This window comes from Pseudomonas sp. Z1-14 (assembly GCF_051132005.1).
Taxonomy (GTDB): domain Bacteria; phylum Pseudomonadota; class Gammaproteobacteria; order Pseudomonadales; family Pseudomonadaceae; genus Aquipseudomonas.
The window spans coordinates 3,125,080-3,150,489 of record NZ_CP071646.1 but is presented as its reverse complement, the minus strand read 5'-3'; the positions used below and the strand labels follow the sequence as shown (position 1 = coordinate 3,150,489).

22 protein-coding genes are annotated in these 25,410 nt (G+C 62.3%); 13 read left to right on the top strand and 9 right to left on the bottom strand.

The genetic code is table 11. From position 1 onward, the window contains the following. The first annotated feature begins 40 nt into the window (after nucleotides 1-40). The 4 genes from J3P89_RS14115 to J3P89_RS14100 are packed head-to-tail and all read left to right on the top strand — an operon-like array spanning nucleotide 41 to nucleotide 4,070. On the top strand, nucleotides 41-847 hold the full coding sequence (locus J3P89_RS14115; RefSeq protein WP_434694537.1) for an ABC transporter substrate-binding protein: 807 nt from the start codon (nucleotides 41-43) through the stop codon (nucleotides 845-847). Nucleotides 848-859: 12 nt separating this feature from the next. Continuing rightward, on the top strand, nucleotides 860-1,636 hold the full coding sequence (locus tag J3P89_RS14110) for an amino acid ABC transporter permease (RefSeq protein ID WP_434697937.1): 777 nt from the start codon (nucleotides 860-862) through the stop codon (nucleotides 1,634-1,636). 2 nt (nucleotides 1,637-1,638) lie between these two features. Beyond that, the gene (locus tag J3P89_RS14105) at nucleotides 1,639-2,418 is read left to right on the top strand and encodes an amino acid ABC transporter ATP-binding protein (RefSeq protein ID WP_305495035.1); all 780 of its coding nucleotides are present in this window, start codon (nucleotides 1,639-1,641) and stop codon (nucleotides 2,416-2,418) included. Nucleotides 2,419-2,459: 41 nt separating this feature from the next. Next, complete coding sequence (locus J3P89_RS14100; protein ID WP_434697936.1) at nucleotides 2,460-4,070, top strand: gamma-glutamyltransferase family protein; 1,611 nt, start codon at nucleotides 2,460-2,462, stop codon at nucleotides 4,068-4,070. 15 nt (nucleotides 4,071-4,085) lie between these two features. Here the strand turns inward: J3P89_RS14100 and J3P89_RS14095 are convergent, their stop codons facing one another. Continuing rightward, a complete protein-coding gene (locus J3P89_RS14095; protein ID WP_434697935.1) occupies nucleotides 4,086-4,964 on the bottom strand; it encodes a LysR substrate-binding domain-containing protein in 879 nt (292 codons plus the stop codon). A gap of 124 nt (nucleotides 4,965-5,088) precedes the next feature. Here J3P89_RS14095 and J3P89_RS14090 point away from each other — a divergent pair, with 124 nt between their 5' ends. Beyond that, complete coding sequence (locus tag J3P89_RS14090; RefSeq protein WP_434697934.1) at nucleotides 5,089-5,514, top strand: VOC family protein; 426 nt, start codon at nucleotides 5,089-5,091, stop codon at nucleotides 5,512-5,514. A gap of 299 nt (nucleotides 5,515-5,813) precedes the next feature. Here J3P89_RS14090 and kdgR read toward each other — a convergent pair whose 3' ends face one another. Beyond that, a complete protein-coding gene (gene kdgR / locus J3P89_RS14085; RefSeq protein WP_434568717.1) occupies nucleotides 5,814-6,596 on the bottom strand; it encodes a DNA-binding transcriptional regulator KdgR in 783 nt (260 codons plus the stop codon). A 152-nt stretch (nucleotides 6,597-6,748) separates the two neighbouring features. Here kdgR and J3P89_RS14080 point away from each other — a divergent pair, with 152 nt between their 5' ends. From J3P89_RS14080 to uxuA, 6 genes are all read left to right on the top strand, one after another. Beyond that, nucleotides 6,749-7,750: a sugar kinase gene (locus J3P89_RS14080; RefSeq protein WP_434697990.1), complete on the top strand. Its 1,002-nt coding sequence runs from the start codon at nucleotides 6,749-6,751 to the stop codon at nucleotides 7,748-7,750. A gap of 3 nt (nucleotides 7,751-7,753) precedes the next feature. Further along, a complete protein-coding gene (gene manD, locus J3P89_RS14075) occupies nucleotides 7,754-8,965 on the top strand; it encodes a D-mannonate dehydratase ManD (RefSeq protein ID WP_305495029.1) in 1,212 nt (403 codons plus the stop codon). Nucleotides 8,966-9,020: 55 nt separating this feature from the next. After that, nucleotides 9,021-10,052, top strand: a complete 1,032-nt coding sequence (locus J3P89_RS14070; RefSeq protein WP_434697933.1) for a Zn-dependent oxidoreductase — start codon at nucleotides 9,021-9,023, stop codon at nucleotides 10,050-10,052. Between the two features lie 78 nt (nucleotides 10,053-10,130). Further along, complete coding sequence (locus tag J3P89_RS14065; protein ID WP_305495026.1) at nucleotides 10,131-11,423, top strand: MFS transporter; 1,293 nt, start codon at nucleotides 10,131-10,133, stop codon at nucleotides 11,421-11,423. Between the two features lie 12 nt (nucleotides 11,424-11,435). After that, nucleotides 11,436-12,893, top strand: coding sequence for a mannitol dehydrogenase family protein (locus J3P89_RS14060; RefSeq protein WP_434697932.1), 1,458 nt, complete (start codon nucleotides 11,436-11,438; stop codon nucleotides 12,891-12,893). Between the two features lie 16 nt (nucleotides 12,894-12,909). Further along, on the top strand, nucleotides 12,910-14,097 hold the full coding sequence (gene uxuA, locus J3P89_RS14055) for a mannonate dehydratase (RefSeq protein ID WP_434604585.1): 1,188 nt from the start codon (nucleotides 12,910-12,912) through the stop codon (nucleotides 14,095-14,097). Nucleotides 14,098-14,960: 863 nt separating this feature from the next. On the opposite strand, the gene J3P89_RS14050 is transcribed toward uxuA, so the two are convergent. The 6 genes from J3P89_RS14050 to J3P89_RS14025 all read right to left on the bottom strand — a co-directional run bounded on the left by J3P89_RS14050 (nucleotide 14,961) and on the right by J3P89_RS14025 (nucleotide 21,678). Continuing rightward, nucleotides 14,961-15,674, bottom strand: a complete 714-nt coding sequence (locus tag J3P89_RS14050) for a FadR/GntR family transcriptional regulator (protein WP_434697931.1) — start codon at nucleotides 15,672-15,674, stop codon at nucleotides 14,961-14,963. A gap of 82 nt (nucleotides 15,675-15,756) precedes the next feature. After that, nucleotides 15,757-17,286, bottom strand: a complete 1,530-nt coding sequence (locus tag J3P89_RS14045; RefSeq protein ID WP_434697930.1) for a UxaA family hydrolase — start codon at nucleotides 17,284-17,286, stop codon at nucleotides 15,757-15,759. A gap of 17 nt (nucleotides 17,287-17,303) precedes the next feature. Next, nucleotides 17,304-18,314: a zinc-binding alcohol dehydrogenase family protein gene (locus J3P89_RS14040; protein WP_434697929.1), complete on the bottom strand. Its 1,011-nt coding sequence runs from the start codon at nucleotides 18,312-18,314 to the stop codon at nucleotides 17,304-17,306. A 437-nt stretch (nucleotides 18,315-18,751) separates the two neighbouring features. Beyond that, on the bottom strand, nucleotides 18,752-19,708 hold the full coding sequence (locus J3P89_RS14035) for a diguanylate cyclase (RefSeq protein ID WP_434568709.1): 957 nt from the start codon (nucleotides 19,706-19,708) through the stop codon (nucleotides 18,752-18,754). A gap of 3 nt (nucleotides 19,709-19,711) precedes the next feature. Beyond that, the gene (locus tag J3P89_RS14030; protein WP_434697928.1) at nucleotides 19,712-20,710 is read right to left on the bottom strand and encodes a response regulator; all 999 of its coding nucleotides are present in this window, start codon (nucleotides 20,708-20,710) and stop codon (nucleotides 19,712-19,714) included. 146 nt (nucleotides 20,711-20,856) lie between these two features. Further along, the gene (locus J3P89_RS14025) at nucleotides 20,857-21,678 is read right to left on the bottom strand and encodes a helix-turn-helix transcriptional regulator (protein ID WP_434697927.1); all 822 of its coding nucleotides are present in this window, start codon (nucleotides 21,676-21,678) and stop codon (nucleotides 20,857-20,859) included. Nucleotides 21,679-21,775: 97 nt separating this feature from the next. Between J3P89_RS14025 and J3P89_RS14020 the strand changes: the two genes are divergently transcribed. Continuing rightward, nucleotides 21,776-22,732, top strand: coding sequence for a threonine dehydratase (locus J3P89_RS14020; RefSeq protein ID WP_434697926.1), 957 nt, complete (start codon nucleotides 21,776-21,778; stop codon nucleotides 22,730-22,732). Between the two features lie 305 nt (nucleotides 22,733-23,037). Beyond that, on the top strand, nucleotides 23,038-23,658 hold the full coding sequence (locus J3P89_RS14015) for a TetR/AcrR family transcriptional regulator (protein ID WP_434697925.1): 621 nt from the start codon (nucleotides 23,038-23,040) through the stop codon (nucleotides 23,656-23,658). Between the two features lie 131 nt (nucleotides 23,659-23,789). Here the strand turns inward: J3P89_RS14015 and J3P89_RS14010 are convergent, their stop codons facing one another. Beyond that, the gene (locus tag J3P89_RS14010) at nucleotides 23,790-25,250 is read right to left on the bottom strand and encodes an efflux transporter outer membrane subunit (protein WP_434697924.1); all 1,461 of its coding nucleotides are present in this window, start codon (nucleotides 25,248-25,250) and stop codon (nucleotides 23,790-23,792) included. Nucleotides 25,251-25,410 lie beyond the last annotated feature (160 nt).

Below are 25,410 nucleotides of genomic sequence, written 5' to 3'. Positions count from 1 at the left end.
TTGAGTACTGCCGTCATTTACTGAACTGGAGTGTCTGGTCATGCATAAGCCTCGCCTGTTGGTCGCCGCTTTATCCTTGGGTTTCTTCGCGCAATGGGCGGCGGCTGCGCCCGTTGTCCCGGAGCGTCTGCTCAAGGCCGATAAACTCGTCTACTGCTCGGGCATGGATTCGCCACCGCTGGTGTCCTTCGATGCGGCGCAGAAACCCAAGGGACTGACCGTGGACCTGGGGCTGGAAATCGCCAAGCGCCTGGGCGACAAGAAGGTCGAATGGCGGGTCATTCCCTTCTCGGGACTGCTTCCGGCGCTGCTGGCCCGGCAGTGCGACATGATCGTCGACCAGCTGTTCGACAAGCCCGAGCGCCGCGAGGTGATCGACATCGTCAACTACATGTATTCCAGCCAGGCGGTGGTGGTGCCCAAGGGCAATCCCAAGGGCCTGAAGACGCTGCAGAGTCTCTCCGGCCACAAGGTCGCGGTACTCAACGGTTCGACCATCAAGACCCTGCTCGACGCCGAGAACGAAACTCTGGCCAAGGCCGGCAAGCCGCCGATGAAGCTGGTGGTCTACAACACCGACACCGATGCCTTCCAGGCCTTGCGCATCAGCCAGGTCGACGCCTACGGCACTACCGTGGAAACCGCCGGTTACTACGCTGGCATGGCCCCTGACCTGTTCGAAGAAGGCGTGCCGGCCTTCAGTCGGATTCTCACCGGGCTGGGTATGCGCAAGGACGATCCGCAATTGACCGCCGCCGTGCAGCAGATCATCGCTGACATGCGCAGCGATGGCAGCTACAGCCAGTTGCTCGGCAAATGGCATGTCGCCAGCGACACACTGGATTGAGGTAGACCCTCCATGAATTTTAATTGGGATGTGTTCTGGCAGTACCTGTTGCAGCCCAGTGAGGTGTACCTCACCGGGCTGTGGCTGACCTGCCTGATCAGCGTGCTGGCGATGCTGCTCGGCTGTGCCCTGGGGCTGGCAGCCGCGCTGCTGCGGTTGTCGAAGAATCCGTTGCTGCACCTGCCGGTGCGCTTCTACGTGTGGCTGATGCGCGGTACGCCGTTGCTGGTGCAGATCGTCTTTCTCTACACCGCGCTGGCCGCCGGCGGGATTTTCCGCTTCGAAGACATCGAACTGTTCGGCCTGGTGGTGCCCGGCAATATCCAGGCGGCGATCATCGCCCTGGGCCTCAACGAGGGCGCCTACATGGCCGAGATCATCCGCGCCGGCATCGGTGCGGTGGACAAGGGCCAATACGAGGCGGGCCGTTCCCTGGGCATGACCTTCGCCAAGCTGATGCGCCGCATTGTCTTGCCCCAGGCGTTCCGGGTCATCGTTCCGCCGCTGGGCAACGAGTTCAACGTGATGCTCAAGAACACCACGCTGGTCAGCGTGATCGGCGTGCAGGAACTGCTGCTCAGTACCCAGATGGTCACGTCTGCGACGTTCCGGGTGTTCGAGTTGTACCTGGTGGTGGCGATCTATTTCCTGCTGCTGACCACCCTGTGGGGCTTTTTCCAGCGCTGGCTGGAGGGCCGTTTCGGCCAGTCGGACCGGCCGTCGTCACCGCCGCCGGCGTCGCTGCGGATGTTCGGTCGCAGCACCATGAACCTGTTGAGGGCACGTTGACCATGGCGCACAAGAGTGAAGAGCTGATCATCGAGGCGCTGGACGTGCACAAGTCCTTTGGTGAGTTGCAGATTCTCAAGGGCATCTCGCTGCAGGTGCGGCGCGGCGAAGTGGTGGTGCTGATCGGCGCGTCAGGCTCCGGCAAGACCACCTTCATCCGCTGCATCAATCTGCTCGAAGACATCCAGGGCGGACGCATTCGCGTCAATGGCCAGGCCATGGGTTACCGCGAGCGGGCCGACGGCAGCCTGGTGCGTGAGTCGGAGCGCAACATCGCCCGCCAGCGAAGGGACATCGGCATGGTGTTCCAGCGCTTCAATCTGTTCCCCCACATGACCGCCCTGGAGAACATCATCGAGGCGCCGATCCAGGTGCTCGGCGTGCCTCGCGCCGCAGCGCTGGAACAGGCTCGCGGCTTGCTGGAGCGGGTCGGCCTGGCGGACAAGGCCGATCACTACCCGTCGATGCTTTCCGGCGGCCAGCAACAGCGGGTGGCGATTGCCCGCGCGCTGGCGATGAAACCCCAGGCCATGCTGTTCGACGAACCGACCAGCGCCCTCGACCCGGAAACCGTTGGCGAGGTCCTGCAGGTGATGAAGGAGTTGGCCGAGGAGGGCATGACCATGGTCGTGGTGACCCACGAGATGGGCTTTGCCCGGGAAGTGGCGGACCGCGTGGTGGTGCTCGATCAGGGCGAGCTCATCGAGCAAGGGCCGCCGGAGCAGATTTTCTGTCACCCCATCCACCCGCGCACCCGGGCCTTTCTCAGTCGCGTGCTGTGACCTTTCCCGGCCATGAATTCCCGTATTGAAGAGCCTTTGCCATGCTGAAATTTTCTGCCCACGAATACCCCTATCCGTCGCAGCGCCAGAGCGTTTTTGCCCGTCGCGGCATGGTCGCCGCGTCCCAGCCCCTGGCAGCCCAGGCGGGCATCGAGATCATGCAAAAAGGCGGCAACGCCATCGACGCCGCCATCGCCACGGCGGCGGCGCTGACGGTGGTGGAGCCCACCGGCTGCGGTATCGGTGGTGACGCCTTCGCGTTGGTCTGGTGCAAGGGCCAGTTGCATGGGCTCAACGGCAACGGCCATGCACCGGCGGCCTTGAGCATCGAGGCGGTCAGGGCGGCCGGCCATGAACAGATGCCGGTGTATGGCTGGACACCCGTCACCGTTCCCGGCTGCCCGTCGGCCTGGGCCGAGCTGTCTCGGCGCTTCGGCAAGCTGCCTTTTGCCGAGTTGCTGCAACCGGCGATCAGCCTGGCGCGGGACGGTTTTGTAGTGTCGCCGGTGGTTGCCCATCAATGGCAGGTCGCGGTGAACGAGCTCACACCTCATCGCGATCCGGTGCTGGAGGCCTGGTTCGATACCTTTCTGATCGAAGGTCGCGCGCCACGGGCCGGGGAGATTTTCTGCAATCCGGCCCAGGCCCGCACGCTCCAGGAACTCGCCGACACGTGCTGCGAAAGCCTCTATCGCGGCGCATTGGCCGAGCGCCTGGATGCCCATTCCCGAGCCAGCGGCGGCTACCTGCGCGCCTCGGACCTGAGGGATTATCGCGCCCAGTGGGTCGACCCCATCCACGTCAATTACCGTGGCGTGGACGTCTGGGAGATCCCACCGAGCGGGCAGGGCCTGGTGGCCTTGATGGCGTTGAAAATACTTGAAGGGTTCGACTTCGATCACCGTGACAGCCAGCAGACCTGGCATCGCCAGTTGGAGGCGATGAAGCTCGCCTACAGCGACGGCCTGCACCACATCACCGACCCCCTGCACATGCGCGTGGCGGTAGCTGATTTGCTCAGTGATGACTACAGCGCCCGCCGTCGCGGACAGATCGGCGAACAGGCCCAACCGCCGAAGCCCGGCGATCCCCACGCCAGCGGCACGGTGTACCTGGCGACCGCCGACGGCGAGGGCAATATGGTCTCGTTCATTCAGAGCAACTACCACGGGTTCGGCTCCGGCGTGGTGTTGCCCGACAGCGGAATCGCCCTGCAGAATCGCGGTCAGGAGTTCAGCCTTGATCCGGCCCACGCCAATTGCCTGGCCCCAGGCAAGAAGACCTTCCATACCATCATTCCCGGGTTTCTTACCCGTGATGGCGAGGCCCTCGGCCCTTTCGGCGTGATGGGCGGCTACATGCAACCCCAGGGGCATGTGCAAATGGTCATGAACCTGGTGGATTTCGGCCTGAACCCGCAAGCGGCCCTGGATGCGCCGCGCTGGCAGTGGCTGGGCGAGATGAAGGTCGGCATCGAGCAGGGCGCTTCACGGGACCTGGTCAATGCCCTGGCACGCCGCGGCCATGAGGTTCAGGTCGCCAGCGACCTGACCGATTACGGGCGCGGCCAGATCATCCTGCGCGATCCGGTCAGTGGCGTGTTGTGTGGCGGGACCGAACCGCGGGCGGATTCGCATATCGCGGTCTGGTAGCCGCTGCAGAGGGCGTTACCCAACACCACCGCCGGCCTGCTCTTGAATCAGTTCGGCCAAGGTCGCGACGGGGTCGGCAAGGCTCTGTCGCGATCGATGGATGAGGCCGATATCGCGGTGAAAGGTGTGCTGGCCCAAGTCGAGCGCCCGCACACCTTTCGGCCATGGCTGATGGGCCGATGTCTGCGGCACCAGGGCGACACCGACGCCTTTTTCCACCAGTTTGATGATCGCGTCCAGTTCATCCAGCTCGCACACTTCGCGCAGGGTGAAGTGCATCTGCCGCAAGAAACGGTCGACCTGCCTGCCACCGAAGGACGACCGGTCATAGCGGATGAAAGGTTGGCTGGACAGCAGCGTCGACCAGTCCTCGCCGAGCATTCCACGCGGGACGATCAACCGGTAGGGCTCAAGCGCCAGGGTCGTCCAGCGCAGGTCGCTTTGCAGCGAGAACGGCGGGCGGATCATCACCGCCAGATCGATTTCGCCGGCGTCCACCAGGTTGATCAACTCGACCGACAGGCCTGGCACCACCCGCGTGCGGCATTGCGGACACTGCCGGTGGAACCTGGCGAGGGCGTCCGGCAGGTAGGAGCGCTGGACGGAGGCGATCGCGCCGATGTTCACCAGGACGCTGGCGGGTAGTCCGGGCAGGGTGGAGCCGAGATTGTCGTAAAGACGGAGCAGCTCCTGGGCTTGCAGGAGTATCTGCTGGCCCCGTTTGTTGAGGTGGGCCGAGCGTCCCTTGCGGTCGAACAGCTCGAAGCCCAGTTCGGCTTCCAGACGCTGGATCTGCGCGCTGACCGCCGCCTGGGTGAGGCCGATCCTGTGCCCGGCGGCGGCAAAAGTGCCTTCGCGCGCCACGGCGATGAGGGTCTTGAGTTCTTTAATCATTCATCAAGACTAATTGTGTTTCTGAGAAATTTATATTGATTTTATTGTTCAGTGGCCGCGCCTACGATAGGGCACGCCTTGATGAGCGTGCCCTTGAACAAGAATATTGTCATTTGGAGTCCTGATGAGCCTTTCACCCTTCCATCTCGCAATCCCGGTTTATGACCTCGCGGCAGCCCGAAACTTTTATGGCCAGGTGTTCGGGCTGGAGGAGGGTCGTTCCAGTGATCAATGGGTCGACTTCAACTTCTACGGGCACCAGTTGGTGATCCACGAGCATCCGAAGACCGCTTCCCAGGAAAACGCGCACAGCAATGCCGTGGATGGGCACGATGTGCCGGTGCCGCACTTCGGCGTCGTGTTGGGTTGGGCTGAATGGGAAGCGCTGGCCGAGCGATTGAAGTCGTTGGGTACCGAATTCGTGATCGAACCCTACATCCGCTTCAAGGGCCAGGTCGGCGAGCAGGCGACCATGTTCCTGTTCGACCCTTGCGGCAATGCGCTGGAGTTCAAGGCGTTCAAGGACATGAGCCAGTTGTTCGCGAAATAACGGTTGGGCGTTAAAGACTGTAGAAGCAAGCTGAATGCAAGGCTGAACACTCACTATCCCTGTGGGAGCGAGCCTGCTCGCGAAAGCGGAGGGTCAGCTTGCAGTGATGTTGGATGTGCTGACGTCTTCGCGAGCAGGCTCGCTCCCACAGGTAATGCAGTTCATTTGAGAGCAACGACGATCCTGTGGCGAGGGAGCTTGCTCCCGCTGGACTGCGCAGCAGGTCCAAAAAAAGGGGCCGCTTTGCGACCCAGCGGGAGCAAGCTCCCTCGCCACGGGTTTGTCGTCGGATCTAGCGCTCAACGTGCATGCCAACCCAACTGAGCTGAAATCTGCTGCGTCGCCTGCATCAGTTGCTTGACGTAGTCCTGCTTCAATTCTTCCCTGAAGCGAAAGCACGGGAATGAAACGCTCATCCCGCCGATCACATGGCCGAATCGGTCGCGGATCGGTGCCGCCAGGCAGCGCATGTTGTCTTCGAATTCTTCGTGATCCTCGGCATAGCCCTGCTGGCGAACAATCTCCAACTCCTGCAGATACGCCTCGACACTGGTCAAGGTGTTGGCCGTACGGCGCTCGAAGCTTTCCTGCGCGAGGTGCGCGAGCAGCTCTTCCTCTTCCAGCCACGCCATCAGCACCTTGCCGATGCCGGTGCAATACAACGGCGCCCGCCGGCCGATGCGCGAGTACATGCGCAGGTTGTATTTGGAGTCGATCTTGTGCACGTAGACGATGCTGCCTTCGTCGAGGATCCCCAGGTGCACGGTCTCGCCGGTCAGCTCGTTGATCCGGCGCATCCCCGGCTCCGCTTCGCGAACGATGTCCAGATGGGGCAGGGCCTGGGCGCCCAGTTCGAACAGCCGGACGCTGAGTCGATAACGGTCTTCGGCATCCTGCACCACATACCCGCGAGCCTTGAGTGACTGCAGGAAGCGATAAACCGTGGCCTTGGACATGTCCAGTTTGGTGGCGATTTCCGACACGCCGCTTTCTTCCGGATGCTCGGCCAGGGCTTCGAGCACGGCCATGGTCCGGCCAACCGCCGACACCAGATCGTTGTTGGGAATGACGCTGTTGTCCATGAAGGCTCCAACGTGAAAGTAAAACCCAAGGATATACGCAAGCAGAACAAAACGCTGTTTCATTTTTGCTTGACGAGGCCGGAAATCTGACTAGACTCGGGCCTTGAGATAAAAATGAAACGCCGTTTTAAAAACAAGAAAGGCGCGTAATGATGGATTTGACACTCAACCATGGCCCGGACACCCGCTTCCCCCGACCGCTGAAGGTCGCGCTGGTGGGTGAGTGCATGATCGAGGTGCGCGGCGGGCCGGATGCCGAGATCACACAGACCTTCGGTGGCGATACGCTTAACACCGCGGTCTACCTGGCCCGATTGAATCCACGTGGCGCCGTCGCCGTGGACTACATGACCGCGGTGGGCAACGACGCATTCAGCGCGGCCATGCGCCAGTCCTGGCTGGACGAAGGCATTGGCGATGCGCATGTCCGGGTGATCGAGGATGCGCTGCCGGGGTTGTACTTCATCCAGACCGATCCACACGGCGAGCGGCGGTTCCTCTACTGGCGCGGGGAAGCGGCGGCGCGGCGCATGTTCGAAGGCGCCGAGGCCGAGGCCGTGCTCGCTGCGCTGGCCGATTACGACTATGTCTACCTGAGCGGCATCACCCTGGCGATCCTCCTGCCGGAGGGGCGCGAGCGCCTGATCCATGCCTTGCACCGGGCTCGCCGGGCGGGCACGCGTATCGTCTTCGATAACAACTACCGTCCCCACCTTTGGCCCAACCCTGAAACGGCTCGGCAGGCCTATCGCGATCTGCTGCACCTGAGCGACCTGGCGCTGGTGACTTGGGAAGATGACGCGAGCCTGTTCGGCTACCACGATCCTGATGCCTTGTTCAGCGCCTACGCCGAGGCGGGAGTCCGCGAAGTCGCCCTCAAGCGTGGCGCGGCCAGTTGCCTGATCCAGTGTCCCGCGGGGCGTTTCGAAGTGCCCGCGCAGACCGTCGCGCAGGTTATCGACACCACCGCTGCCGGTGATTCGTTCAACGCTGCGTACCTGGCCTGCCATCTGCGCGGCGGTGATCCGCAGCAGGCCGCCCGCTGGGGTCATCGCCTGGCTGCCGAGGTCGTCCAGTACCGGGGTGCGCTGATTCCGCAGGCGGCCATGCCGAGCATGGGCACGTCCTCACTTCCTTTTGTCGAACAGGTCTGACTTATGAAAATCGTTGAAGCGCGTGTCATCGTTACCTGCCCGGGGCGCAACCTGGTCACGTTGAAGATTGTCACCGACGAAGGCATCTACGGCATCGGCGATGCCACCTTGAATGGCCGCGAACTGGCCGTCGTCGCGTATCTGGAAGAGCACGTTCTTCCTGCGTTGATCGGCCGCGATGCCCATCGCATCGAGGACATCTGGCAGTACCTCTATCGCGGCGCATATTGGCGTCGGGGGCCGGTGACCATGACGGCCATCGCCGCCGTCGACGTGGCGCTCTGGGACATCAAGGCCAAGGCCGCGAACATGCCGCTGTACCAATTGCTCGGCGGTAAGAGCCGTGAGCGGGTGATGGTCTACGGGCACGCCACCGGCAAGGACATCGAAGGCTGCCTGGACGAAGTCGCCCGTCACGTCGAGCTGGGCTACAAGGCCGTGCGGGTGCAATGCGGAGTCCCGGGTATTGCCACGACGTACGGGGTCGCCAAACGCAGTGGCGAGCGTTACGAGCCGGCCGACAGCGACCTGCCCGCGGAACACGTCTGGGACACCGCCAAATACCTCAATTACGTACCCAAGCTGTTTGCCGCCGTGCGCGAACGTTTTGGCGATGACCTGCACATTCTCCACGACGTGCATCATCGCCTGACGCCCATCGAGGCCGGGCGCCTGGGCAAGGCGGTGGAACCGTACAACCTGTTCTGGCTGGAAGACTGCACGCCGGCGGAAAACCAGCAGAGCTTCCGCCTGATCCGCCAGCACACCACCACGCCGCTGGCGGTGGGCGAGGTGTTCAACTCGATCCATGACTGCCGCGAGCTGATCCAGGAACAGTTGATCGACTACATCCGCACGACGCTGGTGCATGCCGGCGGCATTACCCACGTGCGGCGAATTGCCGATTTCGCCGCGCTGTTCCAGGTGCGTACCGGTTTTCACGGGGCCACCGACCTGTCACCGGTGTGCATGGGCGCGGCCCTGCATTTCGATACGTGGGTGCCGAACTTCGGCATCCAGGAACACATGCCTCACGAAGACCGCATCGATGAGGTCTTCCCTCATGCGTATCGCTTCGAGGACGGCCATTTCACCCCGGGCGAAACGCCAGGGCATGGCGTCGATATCGATGAAGAGCTTGCCCGCCAATACCCCTACAAACGCGCCAGCTTGCCGGTCAACCGTCTTGAAGACGGCACGCTGTGGCATTGGTGAAACGGTTTCAACCCATTCAAGGAAACGGGACGAATGTCCCGCCAGGAGTCTTCCGATGAAAGCGTTCCAGGTAAGAGCACCCTTCGAGTTCGGCCTGGCCCAGGTCGACCGCCCCGAGGTCGCTCGTGGCGAGGTGCTGGTCGATGTGGCGTATGCCGGCATCTGTGGCTCGGACATGCACATCATTCACGGGCAGAACGCATTCGTGCGTTTCCCCAGGGTCACCGGCCATGAATTCTCCGGCGTGATCCGGCAGGTCGGTGAAGGTGTCGAGCACCTCCAGACAGGCGACCGGGTTTGCATCGATCCGGTGATCAGTTGCGGCACCTGTTATCCCTGCCGCATTGGGCGGCCGAACGTCTGCACGCGGCTGCAAGTGATCGGCGTGCACCGTGACGGCGGCTTCAGCGAGCAGGTCTGCGTCCCGGCCGAGAACGCCCACCGCTTGCCCGATTTGATGTCCCTCAGCCACGGCGCCCTGGTGGAGCCTTATTCCATTGCCCTGAACGTGCTCGATCGGATGCAGCCGCAGCCGGGTGACAGCGTGTTGATCTACGGCGCCGGCGTGATCGGCCTGACGCTGGTACAGATGGCCCGGGCGCTGGGAATGACCGACATCACCGTGACCGATGTCATCGACAGCCGCCTGGAGACAGCGCGTGCGCTGGGCGCCAGTCGGACCCTCAACGGCCAGCAAGTCGATGTCGAAGCGCTGATGCGTGAGCACACCCAGGGCGAGGGCGTGCCGTTGATCGTCGACGCTGCCTGCATTCCGGCGCTCATGCCGCAGATGGTGCGCCTGGCCTCGCCGGCCGGGCGCATCGGATTGCTCGGCTTCAATGCCACGCCCAGCGATCTGGTGCAGTTGGAGATGATCAAGAAGGAATTGACTCTGGTCGGTTCCAGGCTCAACAACCGCAAGTTCCCCCAGGTGATCGAACTGATCGCCAGCGGCAAATTGCAGGTCCAGGACCTGATCAGCCATCGCGTCAGCTTCGATGGAATGCCCGGCGCCATCGACCTGATCGAGAAGCACCCCGAGCAAACCCGAAAAATCCTGGTGGAGCTGACGAGCGCCCTTCACTGAGCCGTCTGCATCACCGGTTTCATCGTGCCTGTCATGGGCACCCTCACCGAATAAACACAACAAGCGGGAGGTTCCACCATGTTTGGTCAAGGACGTAGCTTAATCATCATCATGCTGTTCCTGGCCGGGGTGATCAATTACCTCGACCGGTCGGCATTGTCTGTGGCGGCGCCGTTCATCCAGAAGGACTACGGTCTGAGTACGGGTGAGATGGGCATGATCTTCAGCAGCTTTTTCGTCGGTTATGCCGCCTTCAACTTCATCGGTGGCTGGGCCGCCGACCGTTATGGCGCGAAGACCACGTTGCTGCTGGCCATGGTCCTGTGGTCGTTGTTCAGCGGCCTCACGGTGCTGACGGTGGGCTTCGCGTCGCTGGTGCTCATCCGGATCCTGTTCGGCATGGGCGAAGGTCCGCTGAGCGTCACCACCAGCAAGATGGTGAACAACTGGTACACCCCCAAGCGCCGGGCACGAGCTCTAGGTGCCTCGATGTCCGGCACGCCGCTGGGCGGGGCGATTTCCGGTCCGGTGGTGGGCTTCATTGCGGTCACCTATGGCTGGAAGGTGTCGTTCATCATCATCATGCTGGTCGGCCTGATCTGGGCGGCAATCTGGTACAAGTTTGTCAAGGAAAAGCCCGAGGGCGAGGGCGCCGAGGATATCCTGCGGGCCGAGGGGCAGAGCGAGCTGGCGTCGCAACCGGTATTCCCGCTGCGGTTCTACCTCAAGCAGCCGACGGTGCTGTTCACCTCCCTGGCGTTCTTTTCCTATAACTACACGCTGTTTTTCTTCCTGACCTGGTTCCCCAGTTATCTCACCATGGCCCACGGCCTGAACGTCAAGGACATGAGCATCGCCACGGTCATCCCCTGGCTGCTGGGCTTCCTGGGTCTGGCATTGGGTGGGTTCATTTCCGACTTCGTGTTCAAGAAGACCGGGCGGATCATGTTCTCGCGCAAAGTCGTGCTGGTGACTTGCCTGTTGGCCTGCGCCGGTTGCATCGGCGTCGCCGGGGTGGTGAAGACGCTGTATCCGGCCGTCATCCTGGTGGCGCTGGCGGTGTTTTTCCTCTACCTCACCGGCGCGATCTATTGGGCGATCATCCAGGATACGGTGCCTGCGGCGCGTGTCGGCGGCGTCAGTGGCTTCATGCATTTCCTGGCCAACACCTCGGGCATCATCGGGCCGACCCTGACCGGGTTCATCGTCCAGTTCACCGGCTCGTTCACCAGCGCGTTCCTGCTGGCGGGCCTGCTGACTATCATCGGTGCGCTGTGCGTGGCGCGTTACGTCAAGCCGCTGGCGGTGGCAGGCGTCGCGCCGCAGGCCGATGCAGGCGGCCAGCCGCGCCCAGCCCTCGATCATCCCTGAAGGAGGATAGCCATGTCGCTCAACCAACGCGTTCCCGCCACTGGCCAGGCCCGCGAGATCGGCATCGTGCACCTGGGCCTGGGCGCCTTTCACCGGGCGCATCAGGCGGTGTACCTGCAACGCAATCTCAATCGCCACGGCGACAGCGACTGGGGCTTGTGCAGCGCCAACCTGCGTTCCAATCACGCCTTGGTCGAGCAATTGCGCGAGCAGGACGGTCGTTACCATGTGGCGGAGTATCGTGACCGCGAGCAGGTGACGCTGCGGGAAATCGGCGTGTTGCGCGAGGCCTTGTATGCGGGCGAGGGCGGTCAGGAACTGGAGCAGTTGTTGCAACGCATGGCCGCGCCGCAGACGCGGATCGTCACGCTCACCGTTACTGAAAAAGGCTACTGCCTGAGCCCTTCCTCCGGGCAGTTGCGCCGTGAGGATCCGACAATTGCCCATGACATCGCCCATCCGCAGGCGCCGCGTTCAGCGCCCGGCATCGTCCTCGAAGCCTTGCGTCGTCGCCGCGCCGCGGGCGTCCCGGCGTTTACCGTGTTGTGCTGTGACAACATGCCCGACAACGGCCAGCGCACCCGCCAGGCGGTAAGCGCATTGGCGGCGTTGCAGGATCAGGCGCTGGCGCAGTGGATCGAGCAACAGGTGGCATTTCCCAGCTCCATGGTCGACCGCATCGTGCCGGCCATGGACGAGGAGTCCTTCGTCCGGCTGGCGCAACAATTGGACTGCCACGACCGCGCCGCCGTGGTCTGTGAAAGCTTCAGCCAGTGGGTGATCGAGGACCACTTTCCCCTTGGCCGACCGGACTGGGAAGCCGAAGGCGTGCAGATGGTCGACGATGTGCGCCCGTTCGAAACCATGAAATTGCGCATGCTCAACGGCAGCCATTCGTTGCTGGCCTATGTGGGGCTGCTGGCCGGGCATGAGTCAGTCTTCGAGGCCGTCAGCGATGTGAGGCTGGCGCATTTCATCGAGCGCTACATGACCGAGGAAGCCGCGCCCACGCTGGACATGCCGGCAGGGATCGACCTGTCGGTATACGGTCGCGACCTGCTGGCGCGCTTCGCCAATGACAGCCTGCAACACCGCTTGCGCCAGATTGCCATGGACGGTTCGCAAAAATTGCCGCAGCGCTGGTTGCTCGGCGCAGAGCAATTGCTCGACCAAGGGCGCGGCATCGACTGCACCGCGCTGGGAATTGCCGCCTGGATTCATTACTGCACGCAGCCGTTGCCCGGTCGACCGGCGCATGTGGTTGACGACCCGCTGAGCGCAACCTTTGCCGACGTTGCGGGACGCTTCGACGGCGCATCGCGGGTCGATGCTTCTCTCGACCTTGAGGAAGTCTTCCCGCCGGCGCTGTCAGCTCGCGCCGCGTTTCGCGACGCCGTGCACCGCGCCTATGACGCCTTGACCCGCGATGGCGTCGACAGCCTGTTGCACACCTTTGCCGCACCCAACTGATAACAAGGAGAAAAACATGGAACAGACATGGCGTTGGTTTGGCCCCAAAGATCCGATTTCCCTGGCAGACGTTCGCCAGACCGGTGCGACCGGCATCGTCACCGCGTTGCACGAGATTCCCAATGGCCAGGTCTGGCCGGTGGACGCCATCGCGGCGCGCAAGGCGCTGATCGAAGCGGCTGGCCTGACCTGGTCGGTGGTGGAAAGCATTCCGGTGCACGAAGACATCAAGCGCGGCTGCGGACGTCGTGACGAGTACATCGCCAACTACCAGCAAAGCGTGCGTAACCTGGCGAGCTGCGGTATCGATATCGTCTGCTACAACTTCATGCCGGTGCTGGACTGGACCCGCACCGACCTGACGTATGAACTGGCGGATGGCGGCTGGGCCCTGCGCTTCGATCAGACCGCGTTTGCTGCCTTCGACCTGTTCATCCTCCAGCGGCCGGGAGCGCAGGACGAGTACAGCGCCGAGGATATCCAACAGGCCAAGGCCTATTTCGAACAACTGTCGCCGGCCGGGCGCGAAGCTTTGGTCGATACCCTGATCGCTGGATTGCCCGGCGCCGAAGAACACTACAGCCTGGACAAATTCCGCGAGTTGCTGCGTACCTACGCCGACATCGACGAGGCCAGGTTGCGTGAGCACCTGGGGTATTTTCTGCGCGCGGTGATTCCGGTTGCGGAGGAGGTGGGCGTGCGCATGGCGATCCATCCGGACGACCCGCCCCGGGCATTGCTCGGGCTGCCGCGCATCCTTTCTACCGCCGAAGATGCCCAATGGCTGCTGGATGCCGCGCCAAGCCCGGCCAATGGGCTGACATTCTGTACCGGCTCCTATGGCGTGCGCGAAGACAACGACCTGGTGGCGATGGCCAGGCACTTTGCGCCGTTCATCTACTTCACTCACCTGCGTTCGACCCGTCGGGAAGCCGATCCACGCAGCTTTCATGAAGCTCATCACCTGGCTGGGGACGTCGATATGGTCGGGGTCATCAGTGCCTTGGTGGCCGAAGAGCGCCGGCGCGAGCGAGAAGGCGGCCCGCGCTTGCCGCTGCGTCCAGATCATGGGCATCAGTTGCTCGACGATCAGCATCGCAAGAGCAATCCCGGCTACTCCCTGATCGGCCGCCTCAAGGGCCTGGCAGAAATCCGTGGCGTGGAACTGGCCGTGCGCCGGCAACTGGACCAAACAGCACACTAAATCCCGAGCAACACCCGTGGCGAGGGAGCTTGCTCCCGCTGGGCTGCGCAGCAGCCCTGAAACAGGCACCTCGGTGCATCAGGCAAATCGCGTTCGACCGGTTTGGGGGCGCTGCGCACCCCAGCGGGAGCAAGCTCCCTCGCCACAAAAGCGGTACCAGCATCAATCGAGACAAGCGTCAGGACGCCGGGGCTTTTGTGGCGAGGGGATTCCGGTAGGGAAACGAGGCAGGAGTGCAGACGCGTCGGTGCATCCATACCCAACAGCCTGCACAATCTCCGTGGCGAGGGAGCTTGCTCCCGCTGGGCTGCGCAGCAGCCCCTGAAACAGGCACCTCGGTGCATCAGGCAAATCGTATTCAACCGGATTGGGGTCGCTGCGCAACCCAGCGGGAGCAAGCTCCCTCGCCACAAAAGCGGGTACCGGTAGGGAAACGAGGCAGGAGTGCAGGCGTGTCGGTGCATTCCATACCCAACTGCCTACACGAACCCGTGGCGAGGGAGCTTGCTCCCGCTGGGCTGCGCAGCAGCCCCTGAAACAGACACCTCGGTGCATCAGGCCAATCGCGTTCAACCGGTTTGGGGTCGCTGCGCACCCCAGCGGGAGCAAGCTCCCTCGCCACAAAAGCGGTACCAGCATCAAGCGAGGCAAGCGTCAGGACGCCAGGGCTTATGTGGCGAGGGGATTTATCCCCGCTGGGCTGCGCAGCGGTCCTGAACCCAGGCACCTCGGTGCATCAGGCAAATCGTATTCAACCGGATTGGGGGCGCTGCGCACCCCAGCGGGGATAAATCCCCTCGCCACAGGTTCCACCATGTCCCCGGACCAAACAGTTCTGTGTTTAGAGGATTGAACGGGTGGGGCTAGTCGGCGGGGGCTTCAGGTTCGAGGGCCTTCAGCCAGCGGTTTTCCGAGCGGCTCAGGTGCTGGCGCATCGAGGTTTGGGCGCCGAGCACGTCCTTGGTGGCCACGGCGTGCAGGATCGCCTCATGTTCGACGACTGCCGCCTCCCACGTCAGGGTATTCTCCGCGTGTTTGCTCAGGTGCGCCGAAATCGGATTGTGACGTTCATCGAACAGGGCGGTTATGATCCGCACCAGGGCGGAGTTGCCGCTCATTTTCGCCAGGCGCTGATGAAATCTGCGGTCATCCTCCAACGGCGGCAGACCACTGGCGATGCTCGCGCGCATGGCATCGATGCATTCCTGCAGGTAGCGGTAGTCGCTTTTCTTGCCATGCAGACACGCCAGGATCACCGACTCGCCCTCGATCAAGGCACGAGCCTGCATGAGTTCCGAGGGACTCTCGCCCAAGGTCATGCTCGGTTTTTTTGCATCGCCGGACCTGGCCCGTACGTACACGCCGGAGCCCATCTTGATCTCGATGTCGCCGTCGATTTCCAGGGCGATCAGCGCCTCGCGAAGGGACGGCCTGGAAACCCCGAGAAGCTGGGTCAAATCGCGCTCGGGGGGAAGCCTTGCGCCCGTCTTGAATTCCCCCTCGGCAATGTAGTTGCGCAGTTGATCAGCGATTTTCTGGTACGGCTTGCGTTCGGCGGGATTGATCGGTGAGACCATGGGTGGGCGTCCATCTGAGAGTCCGCAAAGGCTACCATAGCCGCTTGATCGTGTTCATTGATGTGGGAAAGAGTGCAACGACTCACATCACCGCACCGATCTGCCAGGGCAGGAATTCGTTATCGCCCAGGCCGTTTTCCTCGCTGCGGGTGCGGCTTCCGGAAGCGGTCTGCAGCATCAACCGGAACAACCGTTCACCGGCCTCGGCCACCGACTCCACACCGTCGACAATGCCACCGGCGTTGAAGTCCATGTCCAGCTCCATGTGCTGGAACAGGCGGGTGTTGGTGGCGATTTTCAAGGAGGGCGTGGGCTTGCAGCCATAGGTCGAGCCGCGACCCGTGGTGAAGCAGATGAGATTGCCGCCGCCCGCCACCTGGCCGGTCGCGGACACCGGGTCGTAGCCGGGCGTGTCCATGAACACCAGGCCCCGGGTATCGATTTTTTCAGCGTAGTGATAGACCCCCATCAGCCCGGTCGAGCCGGCTTTTGCCACCGCGCCCAGGGATTTTTCCAGAATGGTGGTAATGCCTCCGGCCTTGTTGCCCGGTGATGGGTTGTTGTTCATGTCGCCGTCGTTGTGTTGCACATAGGTTTCCCACCAATGGATGCGCTCCATCAGTTTCGCCGAGATGTCGGCGGACGCGGCGCGGGCTGTCAGCAGGTGCTCAGCGCCGTAGATCTCCGGGGTTTCCGAAAGGATCGCGGTGCCGCCCTGTTGCACCAGCAGGTCCACGGCCGCGCCGAGCGCCGGATTGGCCGTGATGCCTGAGTAGCCATCCGAGCCGCCACATTGCAGACCGACGCACAGGTGGCTGGCGGCTACGGTCGTGCGCCGGCATTGGTTGACGATGGGCAGCATCGTCTCAATAGCGGCAATACCCCGTTGCACGGCTTCGCGGGTGCCGCCTTCGTCCTGAATGATCAGGCTGGCCTTGAGTGCAGCGCGGCGATCGCCCAGTTCATCCATGAGCGGGGTGAGTTGGTTGACCTCGCAACCGAGGCCGATCAACAGCACTCCGGCGAAATTGGCGTGATCGGCATACCCGCGCAAGGTGCGCTTGAGGATGTCGATGCCTTCACCCTTGGCGCCCATGCCACAGCCACTGCCATGGGTGATTGCGACGACGCCGTCGACGTTGGGGAAGTCTTTCAGCCGCTCGGATGAAAAGGCCTTGGCGATGTGCTTGCAGACGGTCGCCGAGCAGTTGACGCTGGAAATCACGCCAATGTAGTTGCGCGTGCCGACGCGTCCATCGTCACGCAGATAACCTTCGAACGTAGCGGGGTGAGCGCTTGGCAATGTGGGCACATAGACGTTCCGCACGCTGTGTTCGGCATTGGTCGCAGACATGTCCAGATTATGCACGTGGACGTGATCGCCGGGCTCTATGTCTCGAGTTGCCTGGCCGATAGTCTGCCCGTATTTAAGTACCCGATGGCCGGCCGACACCGGGCGCAGGGCGATCTTGTGACCGGATGGAATCGGTTGTCGGGCGATCAGCGTGATGCCATCGGCGCTGAGGCTTTGACCTTCGGGAATGTCGCCCCGGGCTACGGCAACATCGTCACCGGCGGCCAGGACAAGCAAGGTGGAAGCAGGCGGGTTCATACGGTGTCCTCCGTTGCCTAGCACTCGATGATCGCCTTGACCACACCCTGGTTGGGGTCGAGCAATGTGGAGAAGGAACGAGCCACGTCGCTCAGTAGCAACCGATGGGTGTTCAGGGCTGCATCGGGAATCAAGCCATCGCGCAAACATTGCTCGACGTATTGGAAATCTTCTCGGGTGGCGTTGCGGCTGCCCATCAGCGTGGCTTCACGCTTGTGGAATTCAGGATCGGAGAAAGTAATCGAGTCCCGTACTACCGAGATCATCACGTAGGTGCCACCGTGGGCGATGAATTCGAATCCGCGCTCCATCGCCCGGGCGTTGCCGGTGGCATCGAATACCACGTCGAAGAAGTCCCCCCCGGTCAGTTCGGCCAAGGCCTGCTTGTCGCCTTCGCCGATGTGCACGGCCGCGTGGATATCCAGATGTTCCTTGCAGAACGCCAGGCGATCCTGGCGGGTATCCAGTACGGTGATTTTCGCCCCGCGCAGGCTCGCGAAGATCGCCGCCGCCATGCCGATCGGGCCGGTGCCGACCACCAGGGCGTGTTTGTCTGCCTGGACGTTCGAGCGACGTACGGCGTGGGCTCCGATGGAGAGAAATTCGATCATCGCCGCCTGGTCCAGGGAAACCCCCACGGCCTTGTGCACGAACTCCTGGGGAACGCTCAGGTATTGAGTGAAGGCGCCGTCGCAATGGACGCCCAGTACCTGGATGCGGGTGCAGCAGTTGGTCTTGCCTTGACGGCAGGCAACGCAAGTGCCGCAGGAGAGATAGGGCATCACGTAGACGACATCACCGACAGCCAGGTCGCTGGAGGCGTCGCTGGCTTCGACAATTCCGGAGAACTCATGACCCATGACGCGCGGGTACTCGAGGAAGGGCTGGTTGCCGCTGAAAATATGCAGATCGGTGCCGCAAACGCCGACACGCTTGACTCGAATCAGGACCTCTCGCGGTTTCCTGGCGGGTATTTCACGTTCGATGGCGGTTAGCGAGCCGGGTTCGTTACAGACGACAGTCAGCATGTTGATGCTCCTTGGCTGGCGCGCAGGCGGAGGCTGGCTGCACGCGGTAGGAGGGGAGTGAGCGCACGGCTGCCGGGACCGGGACGCTCTTTCTTGTTGTAGGCGCGCAGTGAGCTGCGCCGCTGATGTTGGCTCGAAACTACACGGCGGAAAAAATATTGGCAAGACCAATCAGATAAAAAGTAGATTGGACAGACCAATAAAATTGAAGCAGCGAGCTTGCTCGCGATAGCGATCTAGCGGCCTGGATAGATGTTGGATATGCCGCCGTCATCGCGAGCAAGCTCGCTCCCACAGGGATCTGAAGTGGCCTCGGGATCTATGCTCACTACATTCAACTGTGGGAGCGAGCTTGCTCGCGATGGGGCCGTCACATTCAACATCCCTGCTGGCTGCTACACCGCAATCTCGAGCGGGCTTCCCACAGGATCTGTGAATTAGTGCCCGTGAACCGTCACGCGATTGCGTCCGGTCTTTTTCGACGTGTACAGCGCCTGGTCGGCCCTGGCGATCAGTTCGGCGTGGTCGTTGGCGGGCTGGCTCAGGTCGGCCACGCCCAGGCTGACGGTGAAACTTATGTCCTGGCCGTTGTACTGCACCAGCGACTCTTCAACTGCCTTGCGCAGGCGCTCGGCGAAAATCTGCCCGCCGGCCGCGTCGGTGTCCGATAGCACCACGCCGAACTCTTCGCCGCCGTAACGCCCGGCGACGTCGGATTCGCGCACATGCTCGTGCAACAGTCGGGCGACTTGCTCGATGACCTTGTCGCCGGCCTGGTGACCGTAGGTGTCGTTGACCCGCTTGAAGTGATCGATGTCGAGCATCACCAGGCTCAGCGCATTGCCGTAGCGTTGATGGCGGGCGTAGGCGGCTTTCAGGCTGGCTTCCCAATGACCACGGTTGTACAGGCCGGTCAGGCGATCGGTGCTGGACAGAAGTTGCAACTGTGCGTTGGCGGCCTGGATCTGGTGGCGGTTGGTGGCGACGTCAGTGACGTCGTAGATCACCAGGCAGATGTGGTTGATCCGGTTGTCGGGCGAGCGCAGGGGCAGCAGCGTGGTGTTCTGGTACATGAACTCTTCCTGGCCGGTGATCGGCTGGTAGCTCTTGAACCGCATCAGGTACGGGCGCTGCTCCCAGACCGTGAATGCCGGCGTGCCGAGGGTCGCGACGCTCTCGACCTTGCGGCTGAACCAGGGGCGATCGATCTCGGGAAACAGACTGAAGAAGTTGCGGTTCTGGGCATCCTTGGGCTGCACGCCGGAGCGGTTCTCCATGAAGGTGTTCCAGACCTGTACGCGGTATTCGCGGTCAAGTACCACCACGCCGACGTCGATGCTCTGAACGATGGCCAGCAACCAGTGGAATTCGTTCAGATCGATGGATTCGCTCATGGCTCAGTTCATCAGGTAGGCGAGTTTGTGGGTAAGCCGCTCGATAGAGTCTTCCGTGAACAGCAGCAACAGGTCGAAGCGGATATCCTGGCCTTCCAGGCCATAGCTGATTTCCACCGCCAGGGTCTTTTTCCAGTGGACGCGGTTGGCGCGGATCAATTCATCGATTGCTGCATGCTGACCCAGAATCTGCGGATGCCCCTGGGAAAAAATCACGTCGATCTGTTCGGCGATGCTGCTCAGGCAAGCACCGATCAGGATGCTGGAAAGGTCCACCAGCATCTCCAGGTCCGAATAGTCGGCGCTCTCGCGCTGCATCAGTTGCCCGATGTCGGCGATCTCCGAGTCATGGAATATCAGCAGTGCTTCGCCGGCGATGCCGCTGCCGATAAAGCCTTGGCAGATGGCCGTGAGTTGCTGGGAGCTGCCGACGTCGTTCAGCGCCATGTGCAGTTCCCCGACTTCGAGGATGTTCACGTTCGGCACTGGCAATTGCACAAAGACGCCCAGGACCTTGGCAATCAGCGCCGCGGCCTGGCCGATGGCAACGTTGACCGTCTCGCGGAACGCATCCTGGAAACTGATGGCCGCGTTCGGTGCCGGTCGATTTTGCAGCGGAGCCTGGCCGGGTTGAGTCAGTAGACCCAGCCCGGTGAGCGTCTGGCGCAACTGGTTTTCGTCGAAAGGCTTTTTCAGGAACGCCAGCGCGCCCAGTTCATGCACCCGGCGTACCGCTTCATCCTGGACGTCGCCGGAAATCACAATGACCTGCGCTTTCAAGCCCTCGGCGCGCAAGGCACTCAGTACCTGATAACCATCCATCTCCGGCATGGTCAGGTCGAGCAGCACCACGTGTCCAAGGCCCTGGCGTATGGCATCCATCGCCTGGCGACCGTTGACCGCCTCGGTGACTGAAACCGGCCAATCTTGCGGCAGCGCACGCAACACCTGCTTGCGCGCCATGGTGGAGTCGTCGCACACAACCAGGGGGATCAGCGACACAGGCGCACCCAACAAGACTCAACGGCGCAGATTCTTCGTACATCGATCATAGGCGGCAGCGGTCCTCTGATTCACGAATGGGGTGTATCCAGCACAACGTCCGGTGAGATGCTGTCCTTGAAAACTGGACCATTAAGTCAAGGACGTCAAATGCACTTCGTCATTTGACGCAATTGCGCCGGACTCACACCAAGGCGCTGCTTGAACGTCGTTGTCATGTGCGCTTGTGAGCTGAAACCGCAGGCGAGGGCGATTTGCGGCAGTGTGGCCGAGGAATCGCGTATCAGCGCCCGGGCCCTGGCGAGGCGTCGGTCGATGAGGTAGCCATGGGGGCTCTTGCCGGTCGCGGCCTTGAACGCACGCATGAAGTAGCCCTCGGACAGCCCCAGCAGCTGCGCCATCGCCGGTACGGCCAATGGCTGATCGAGGGCTGCGTCGATGAATTCATCCAGCAAGCGCATCCGGCTGTCGGTGATGGAACCTTGGGGCCTTGCCGACTTGGAGTTTTCCGCTGCCGCGCATTCGGCCAGTGCCAGGGCCCAAGCCTCCCAATCGTCGTCGATCGAGCCGTGCAGGAGCGCGCGACGCATGCGCTGCGCGAGCGCAATGGCCCGAGGGTCGATGCGATTGTTGAAGGGGTGATCGCCTTCAAGCACGAATCCATCGGTGCGTATCAGGCGCAGGTATTCGCCGCCATGAGGTGACTGCGAATACACGTCGCACTGGGCCGGGACGAACGCCAGCCCGTTGGGCAGCGCATTGAAGGGCTGCACCCGGTCGCTGCCGATCGCATGCAAGCCGCGCTGGCTGTCGAACGCAAAACCGATCGCCGATTGGCTCGCGATGTAGCGCGCTGCATAGGCGCAGCCGGGGAGCAATTCGATCGCCCACGGCCCTGCCTCGATGCGACGGGTCGATTCAGTCTTGCGCGGCGGCTGTGGGCGGTTGCGATGGCTCATGGTGACCATAGTAGTGAAGCAGCGCCGGAAAAGTCAGGTCGGTTTTTTGAAAGCCGGGGCTCGGCGCCCCTGGCTAGACTGGACGAAATTCCAGGAGGCCATTCTCATGTACACACTGACGCTCGACGAGATTGAACAAGCGGCTCGGCAGGTCTATCAAGTCATGCCCGCCACCGCCCAGTACGCCTGGCCCTTGTTGGCGCAGCGGCTGGGATGCACGGTGTGGGTCAAGCACGAAAACCATACCCCCACCGGGGCTTTCAAGGTGCGTGGCGGCATTACCTTCATGCATTGGCTCAAGCGTGAGCACCCGCAAGCAAAGGGGATCGTCACCGCCACCCGTGGCAACCACGGCCAGAGCCTGGCGCTGTCGGCCAGCGCCTCGGGGCTGAAGGCGTTGATAGTGGTGCCGGAGGGTAACTCGATCGAAAAGAACAATGCCATGCGCGGCTTCGGCGGCGAAGTGATCGAATACGGCCGCGATTTCGATGAGGCCCGGGAGGAGGCGGCACGCCTGGCGCAAGCGCAGGAGCTGTTTCTCGTGCCGCCGTTTCATACCGAGCTGGTCAAGGGCGTCGCCACCTATGCCCTTGAGCTGTTCAAGGCTGTGCCCGACCTGGACACCGTCTACGTACCCATCGGCTGTGGCTCGGGGATTTGCGCAGTGATTGCCGCGCGCGATGCCCTGGGCTTGCAGACCCGGATCGTTGGGGTGGTCTCCACCGAGGCAACGGCTGCAAAAATGTCATTTGAAACCGGAGAAATCTGCGAAACCGCTTCGGCCAATACCTTCGCCGACGGCCTCGCCGTGCGCAGGCCGATTCCCGAAGCCTTGGCCATCTACCGCGCCGCGGCGGCGCGGATCGTGGCGGTCAGCGACCAGGAGATTGCCGAGGCCATGCGCGTCTATTACACCGACACCCATAACCTCGCCGAAGGTGCTGGCGCTGCGGCACTGGCAGGGTTGATCCAGGAGCGTGGGTTGATGGAGGGAAAAAAGGTCGGGGTGGTGCTGTCCGGGGGCAATGTCGACAGGGCGGTGTATGCCGATGTGATTGGCTGACAGCCAAAGGATGGCCGGCTCGAAGGGTAATGCTGTTCACTTAACAAAATGATCTATCCGTGGCGAGGGAGCTTGCTCCCGCTCGGCTGCGAAGCAGTCGCAAACCGGCGGATGCGGTGTGTCTGATACTACGTATTTGGCAGGTTTTGGGGCCGCTTCGCGGCCCAGCGGGAGCAAGCTCCCTCGCCACGGGTTCCCCGATCGCCTTAAGTGAACAGCATTTAGCCTCGAAGGGGAGCGTTTGTGACTCTATTCCGGAAAGGTCATGAGTTGTCAGCGACCTTTCGGGTGCGTAAGCTGCCCCCATGAACCAGCCATCCATTACCTCGCCCAGCGCCCGCGGCCCCGTCGATCACGATATTCGCGATCAGATTGTCGCGGCCGCCAATGAACACTTCAGCCAGTACGGTTATGGCAAGACCACGGTTTCCGACCTGGCCAAGGCCATCGGTTTTTCCAAGGCGTACATCTATAAATTCTTCGATTCCAAGCAGGCGATCGGCGAGGCTATCTGCGCCAATTGCCTGTCGAAAATCGTTGCGGCCGTCGAAGAAGCCATCCGGGAAGAAGGGCTGTCGGCGACGGAGCGTTTCCGGCGATTGGTCAAGACCGTGATCGCGACGGGCGTGGACCTGTTCTTCAATGAGCGCAAGCTCTACGACATCGCCGCGTTCTCGGCCTCGGAGCGCTGGCCCAGTTCACAAATCTACAACGAGCAGATCAAGAGCTTCGTCCTGCAGATCGTCCGGGAAGGTCGTGAGCTCGGCGAGTTTGAGCGCAAGACGCCGCTGGACGAGACCGTCGAAGCCATTCACCTGGCGCTGCGGCCGTTCGTCAATCCGTTGCTGCTGCAGTACAACCTCGATTTCGTCGAGGAAGCGCCCACGCTCACTTCCAACCTGATCCTGCGCAGTCTTATGCCCTGAGCCAGCGGCTCATGGGAATGGGGCTGCTGCGCAGCCCAGCGGGAGCAAGCTCCCTCGCCACGGATTTGGTGAGCACCTCAAGTGAGTAGTCTTACCTGATATCGCCAATTAGTGACCATTTCAAGGAATGATCACCGGGTTGCCACGGGCGTTTCCTCAGGCGGTTGCCAGCCACCGCCGAGCGCCCGGAAAGCCGCGACTGCCGCCCGTGCCGATTCCGTTCGCGCCTGCGCTCGGGTGTCGGACGTGCGCAGCAGCGTCTCGTCGGCATTGAGCACATCGATCAGGCTGGCCGTACCTTTGCGGTAGGCGACAAATGTCGATTGGCGAGCCTGGGTCAGCGACGTTTCCCCTTGAGCAAGAGTCGTCGCCTGGGCTTCGCGGTTCACCAGGGCGCTGAGGGCGTTTTCAACCTCCTCGGTGGCGCGCAACACCGACTGGCGATAAGCCGCCAGTGCTTCGGCTTCCTGGCCCTTGGCCTGTTCGATCTGCGCGTTGATGCGGGCGAAATCGAAGAGCCTCCAGCGCAGCCCCAGCACACCCGCCGACTGGCTGGCCCCGCCGCTGAAAAGATTGCCGCCGGACACCGCCGTGGCACTGCCGAGCAAGGCGCTGAGGGAGAATTTCGGATAATACTCGGCGACGGCCTCGCCGATCCGTGCGTTGGAGGCCGCCAGGCGGCGCTCGGCGACGATGAGGTCAGGTCGACGTCGAAGCAGGTCCGCAGGGGTTCCTGTCGTCGCCATCGGTGGGGCGAGAGGAATATCGCGCACCTGAGCCAATTGCGGGCGATGGGTGCCAGGCGGCGTGCCGAGCATCACATCCAGCGCATTCATGGCCGCGTCCAACCCGGCTTGCAAGACCGGCACGGTGGCCTGTACCTCTGACAATTGTCCCTCGGTCTGGCGGACCTGATAGTTGGCGGCCAGGCCTTTGCTGTAGAGCAATCGGACTTTTTCCAGCAGGTCCTGCTGCGTCCGCACTTGGCGGTTCGCGATGTCCAGCCGGGTCTGCAAACCCCGCACGGTGAGGTAGACGTCGGCGACCTGCGCGGCAACGGCCAGGCGCGTGGCGACGGCACCCGCCTCCGACGCCTGGTATTCGGCCAACGCCGCCTCGCGCCCGCGGCGCAGGCCGCCAAAGGCGTCTATCTCCCAGCTGGCACCAAGGTTGAGCTCGTAGAAGTTTCCGTATCGGTCGTAGCCGGGCGTCGAGTCCAGCACCTGGCCGAGCGGGGTCTCGACCGATTGGTATGAGCGCGCGGCCTGGCCACTGATGTTGCCCGAGGGCAGCAAAGCGGCGTTGGCCGCGCCCAGGCCGGCCCGTGCCTGGGTGACGCGTGCCGACGCCTGCGCCAGGTCCAGGTTCTGTTCCAGGGCTTGTTGGATGAAGGCGGTGAGGGTGGGATCAGCGAAGCCTTCCCACCAGTTGACCAGCAGGGTCGGTGCGGCCGTGGAGCGCTGCTCGACCGCAGGCTGGCCCAGGTACCGGCTCGGAAGCGGCGCGGCGGCACGTTGGTAATCCGGGCCGACCGCGCAACCTGCCATGAGGCTGGCACTCACCAGAAGAGCAATGGGGCGCAGGGGAGGCATCGTATTTCCTTGAGTGGAGATTGTTTGTGACCATACTAATTATTGGTCACTTAAAGTCAAATCATCTTGTTCACAGTATTTTTATCTCGTCGTTTAGGCCAGAACATACAGTGCTCAGAAGAAGGGCGTCCCATCAATTGGTGTTTTAGTGACGATTGAC

Bases quoted from the DNA above. Each gene is read 5' to 3' on its own strand.
- J3P89_RS14115 (WP_434694537.1), top strand. From the start codon at position 41: ATGCATAAGCCTCGCCTGTTGGTCGCCGCTTTATCCTTGGGTTTCTTC.
- J3P89_RS14110 (WP_434697937.1), top strand. From the start codon at position 860: ATGAATTTTAATTGGGATGTGTTCTGGCAGTACCTGTTGCAGCCCAGT.
- J3P89_RS14105 (WP_305495035.1), top strand. From the start codon at position 1,639: ATGGCGCACAAGAGTGAAGAGCTGATCATCGAGGCGCTGGACGTGCAC.
- J3P89_RS14100 (WP_434697936.1), top strand. From the start codon at position 2,460: ATGCTGAAATTTTCTGCCCACGAATACCCCTATCCGTCGCAGCGCCAG.
- J3P89_RS14095 (WP_434697935.1), bottom strand. From the start codon at position 4,964: ATGATTAAAGAACTCAAGACCCTCATCGCCGTGGCGCGCGAAGGCACT.
- J3P89_RS14090 (WP_434697934.1), top strand. From the start codon at position 5,089: ATGAGCCTTTCACCCTTCCATCTCGCAATCCCGGTTTATGACCTCGCG.
- kdgR (WP_434568717.1), bottom strand. From the start codon at position 6,596: ATGGACAACAGCGTCATTCCCAACAACGATCTGGTGTCGGCGGTTGGC.
- J3P89_RS14080 (WP_434697990.1), top strand. From the start codon at position 6,749: ATGGATTTGACACTCAACCATGGCCCGGACACCCGCTTCCCCCGACCG.
- manD (WP_305495029.1), top strand. From the start codon at position 7,754: ATGAAAATCGTTGAAGCGCGTGTCATCGTTACCTGCCCGGGGCGCAAC.
- J3P89_RS14070 (WP_434697933.1), top strand. From the start codon at position 9,021: ATGAAAGCGTTCCAGGTAAGAGCACCCTTCGAGTTCGGCCTGGCCCAG.
- J3P89_RS14065 (WP_305495026.1), top strand. From the start codon at position 10,131: ATGTTTGGTCAAGGACGTAGCTTAATCATCATCATGCTGTTCCTGGCC.
- J3P89_RS14060 (WP_434697932.1), top strand. From the start codon at position 11,436: ATGTCGCTCAACCAACGCGTTCCCGCCACTGGCCAGGCCCGCGAGATC.
- uxuA (WP_434604585.1), top strand. From the start codon at position 12,910: ATGGAACAGACATGGCGTTGGTTTGGCCCCAAAGATCCGATTTCCCTG.
- J3P89_RS14050 (WP_434697931.1), bottom strand. From the start codon at position 15,674: ATGGTCTCACCGATCAATCCCGCCGAACGCAAGCCGTACCAGAAAATC.
- J3P89_RS14045 (WP_434697930.1), bottom strand. From the start codon at position 17,286: ATGAACCCGCCTGCTTCCACCTTGCTTGTCCTGGCCGCCGGTGACGAT.
- J3P89_RS14040 (WP_434697929.1), bottom strand. From the start codon at position 18,314: ATGCTGACTGTCGTCTGTAACGAACCCGGCTCGCTAACCGCCATCGAA.
- J3P89_RS14035 (WP_434568709.1), bottom strand. From the start codon at position 19,708: ATGAGCGAATCCATCGATCTGAACGAATTCCACTGGTTGCTGGCCATC.
- J3P89_RS14025 (WP_434697927.1), bottom strand. From the start codon at position 21,678: ATGGTCACCATGAGCCATCGCAACCGCCCACAGCCGCCGCGCAAGACT.
- J3P89_RS14020 (WP_434697926.1), top strand. From the start codon at position 21,776: ATGTACACACTGACGCTCGACGAGATTGAACAAGCGGCTCGGCAGGTC.
- J3P89_RS14015 (WP_434697925.1), top strand. From the start codon at position 23,038: ATGAACCAGCCATCCATTACCTCGCCCAGCGCCCGCGGCCCCGTCGAT.
- J3P89_RS14010 (WP_434697924.1), bottom strand. From the start codon at position 25,250: ATGCCTCCCCTGCGCCCCATTGCTCTTCTGGTGAGTGCCAGCCTCATG.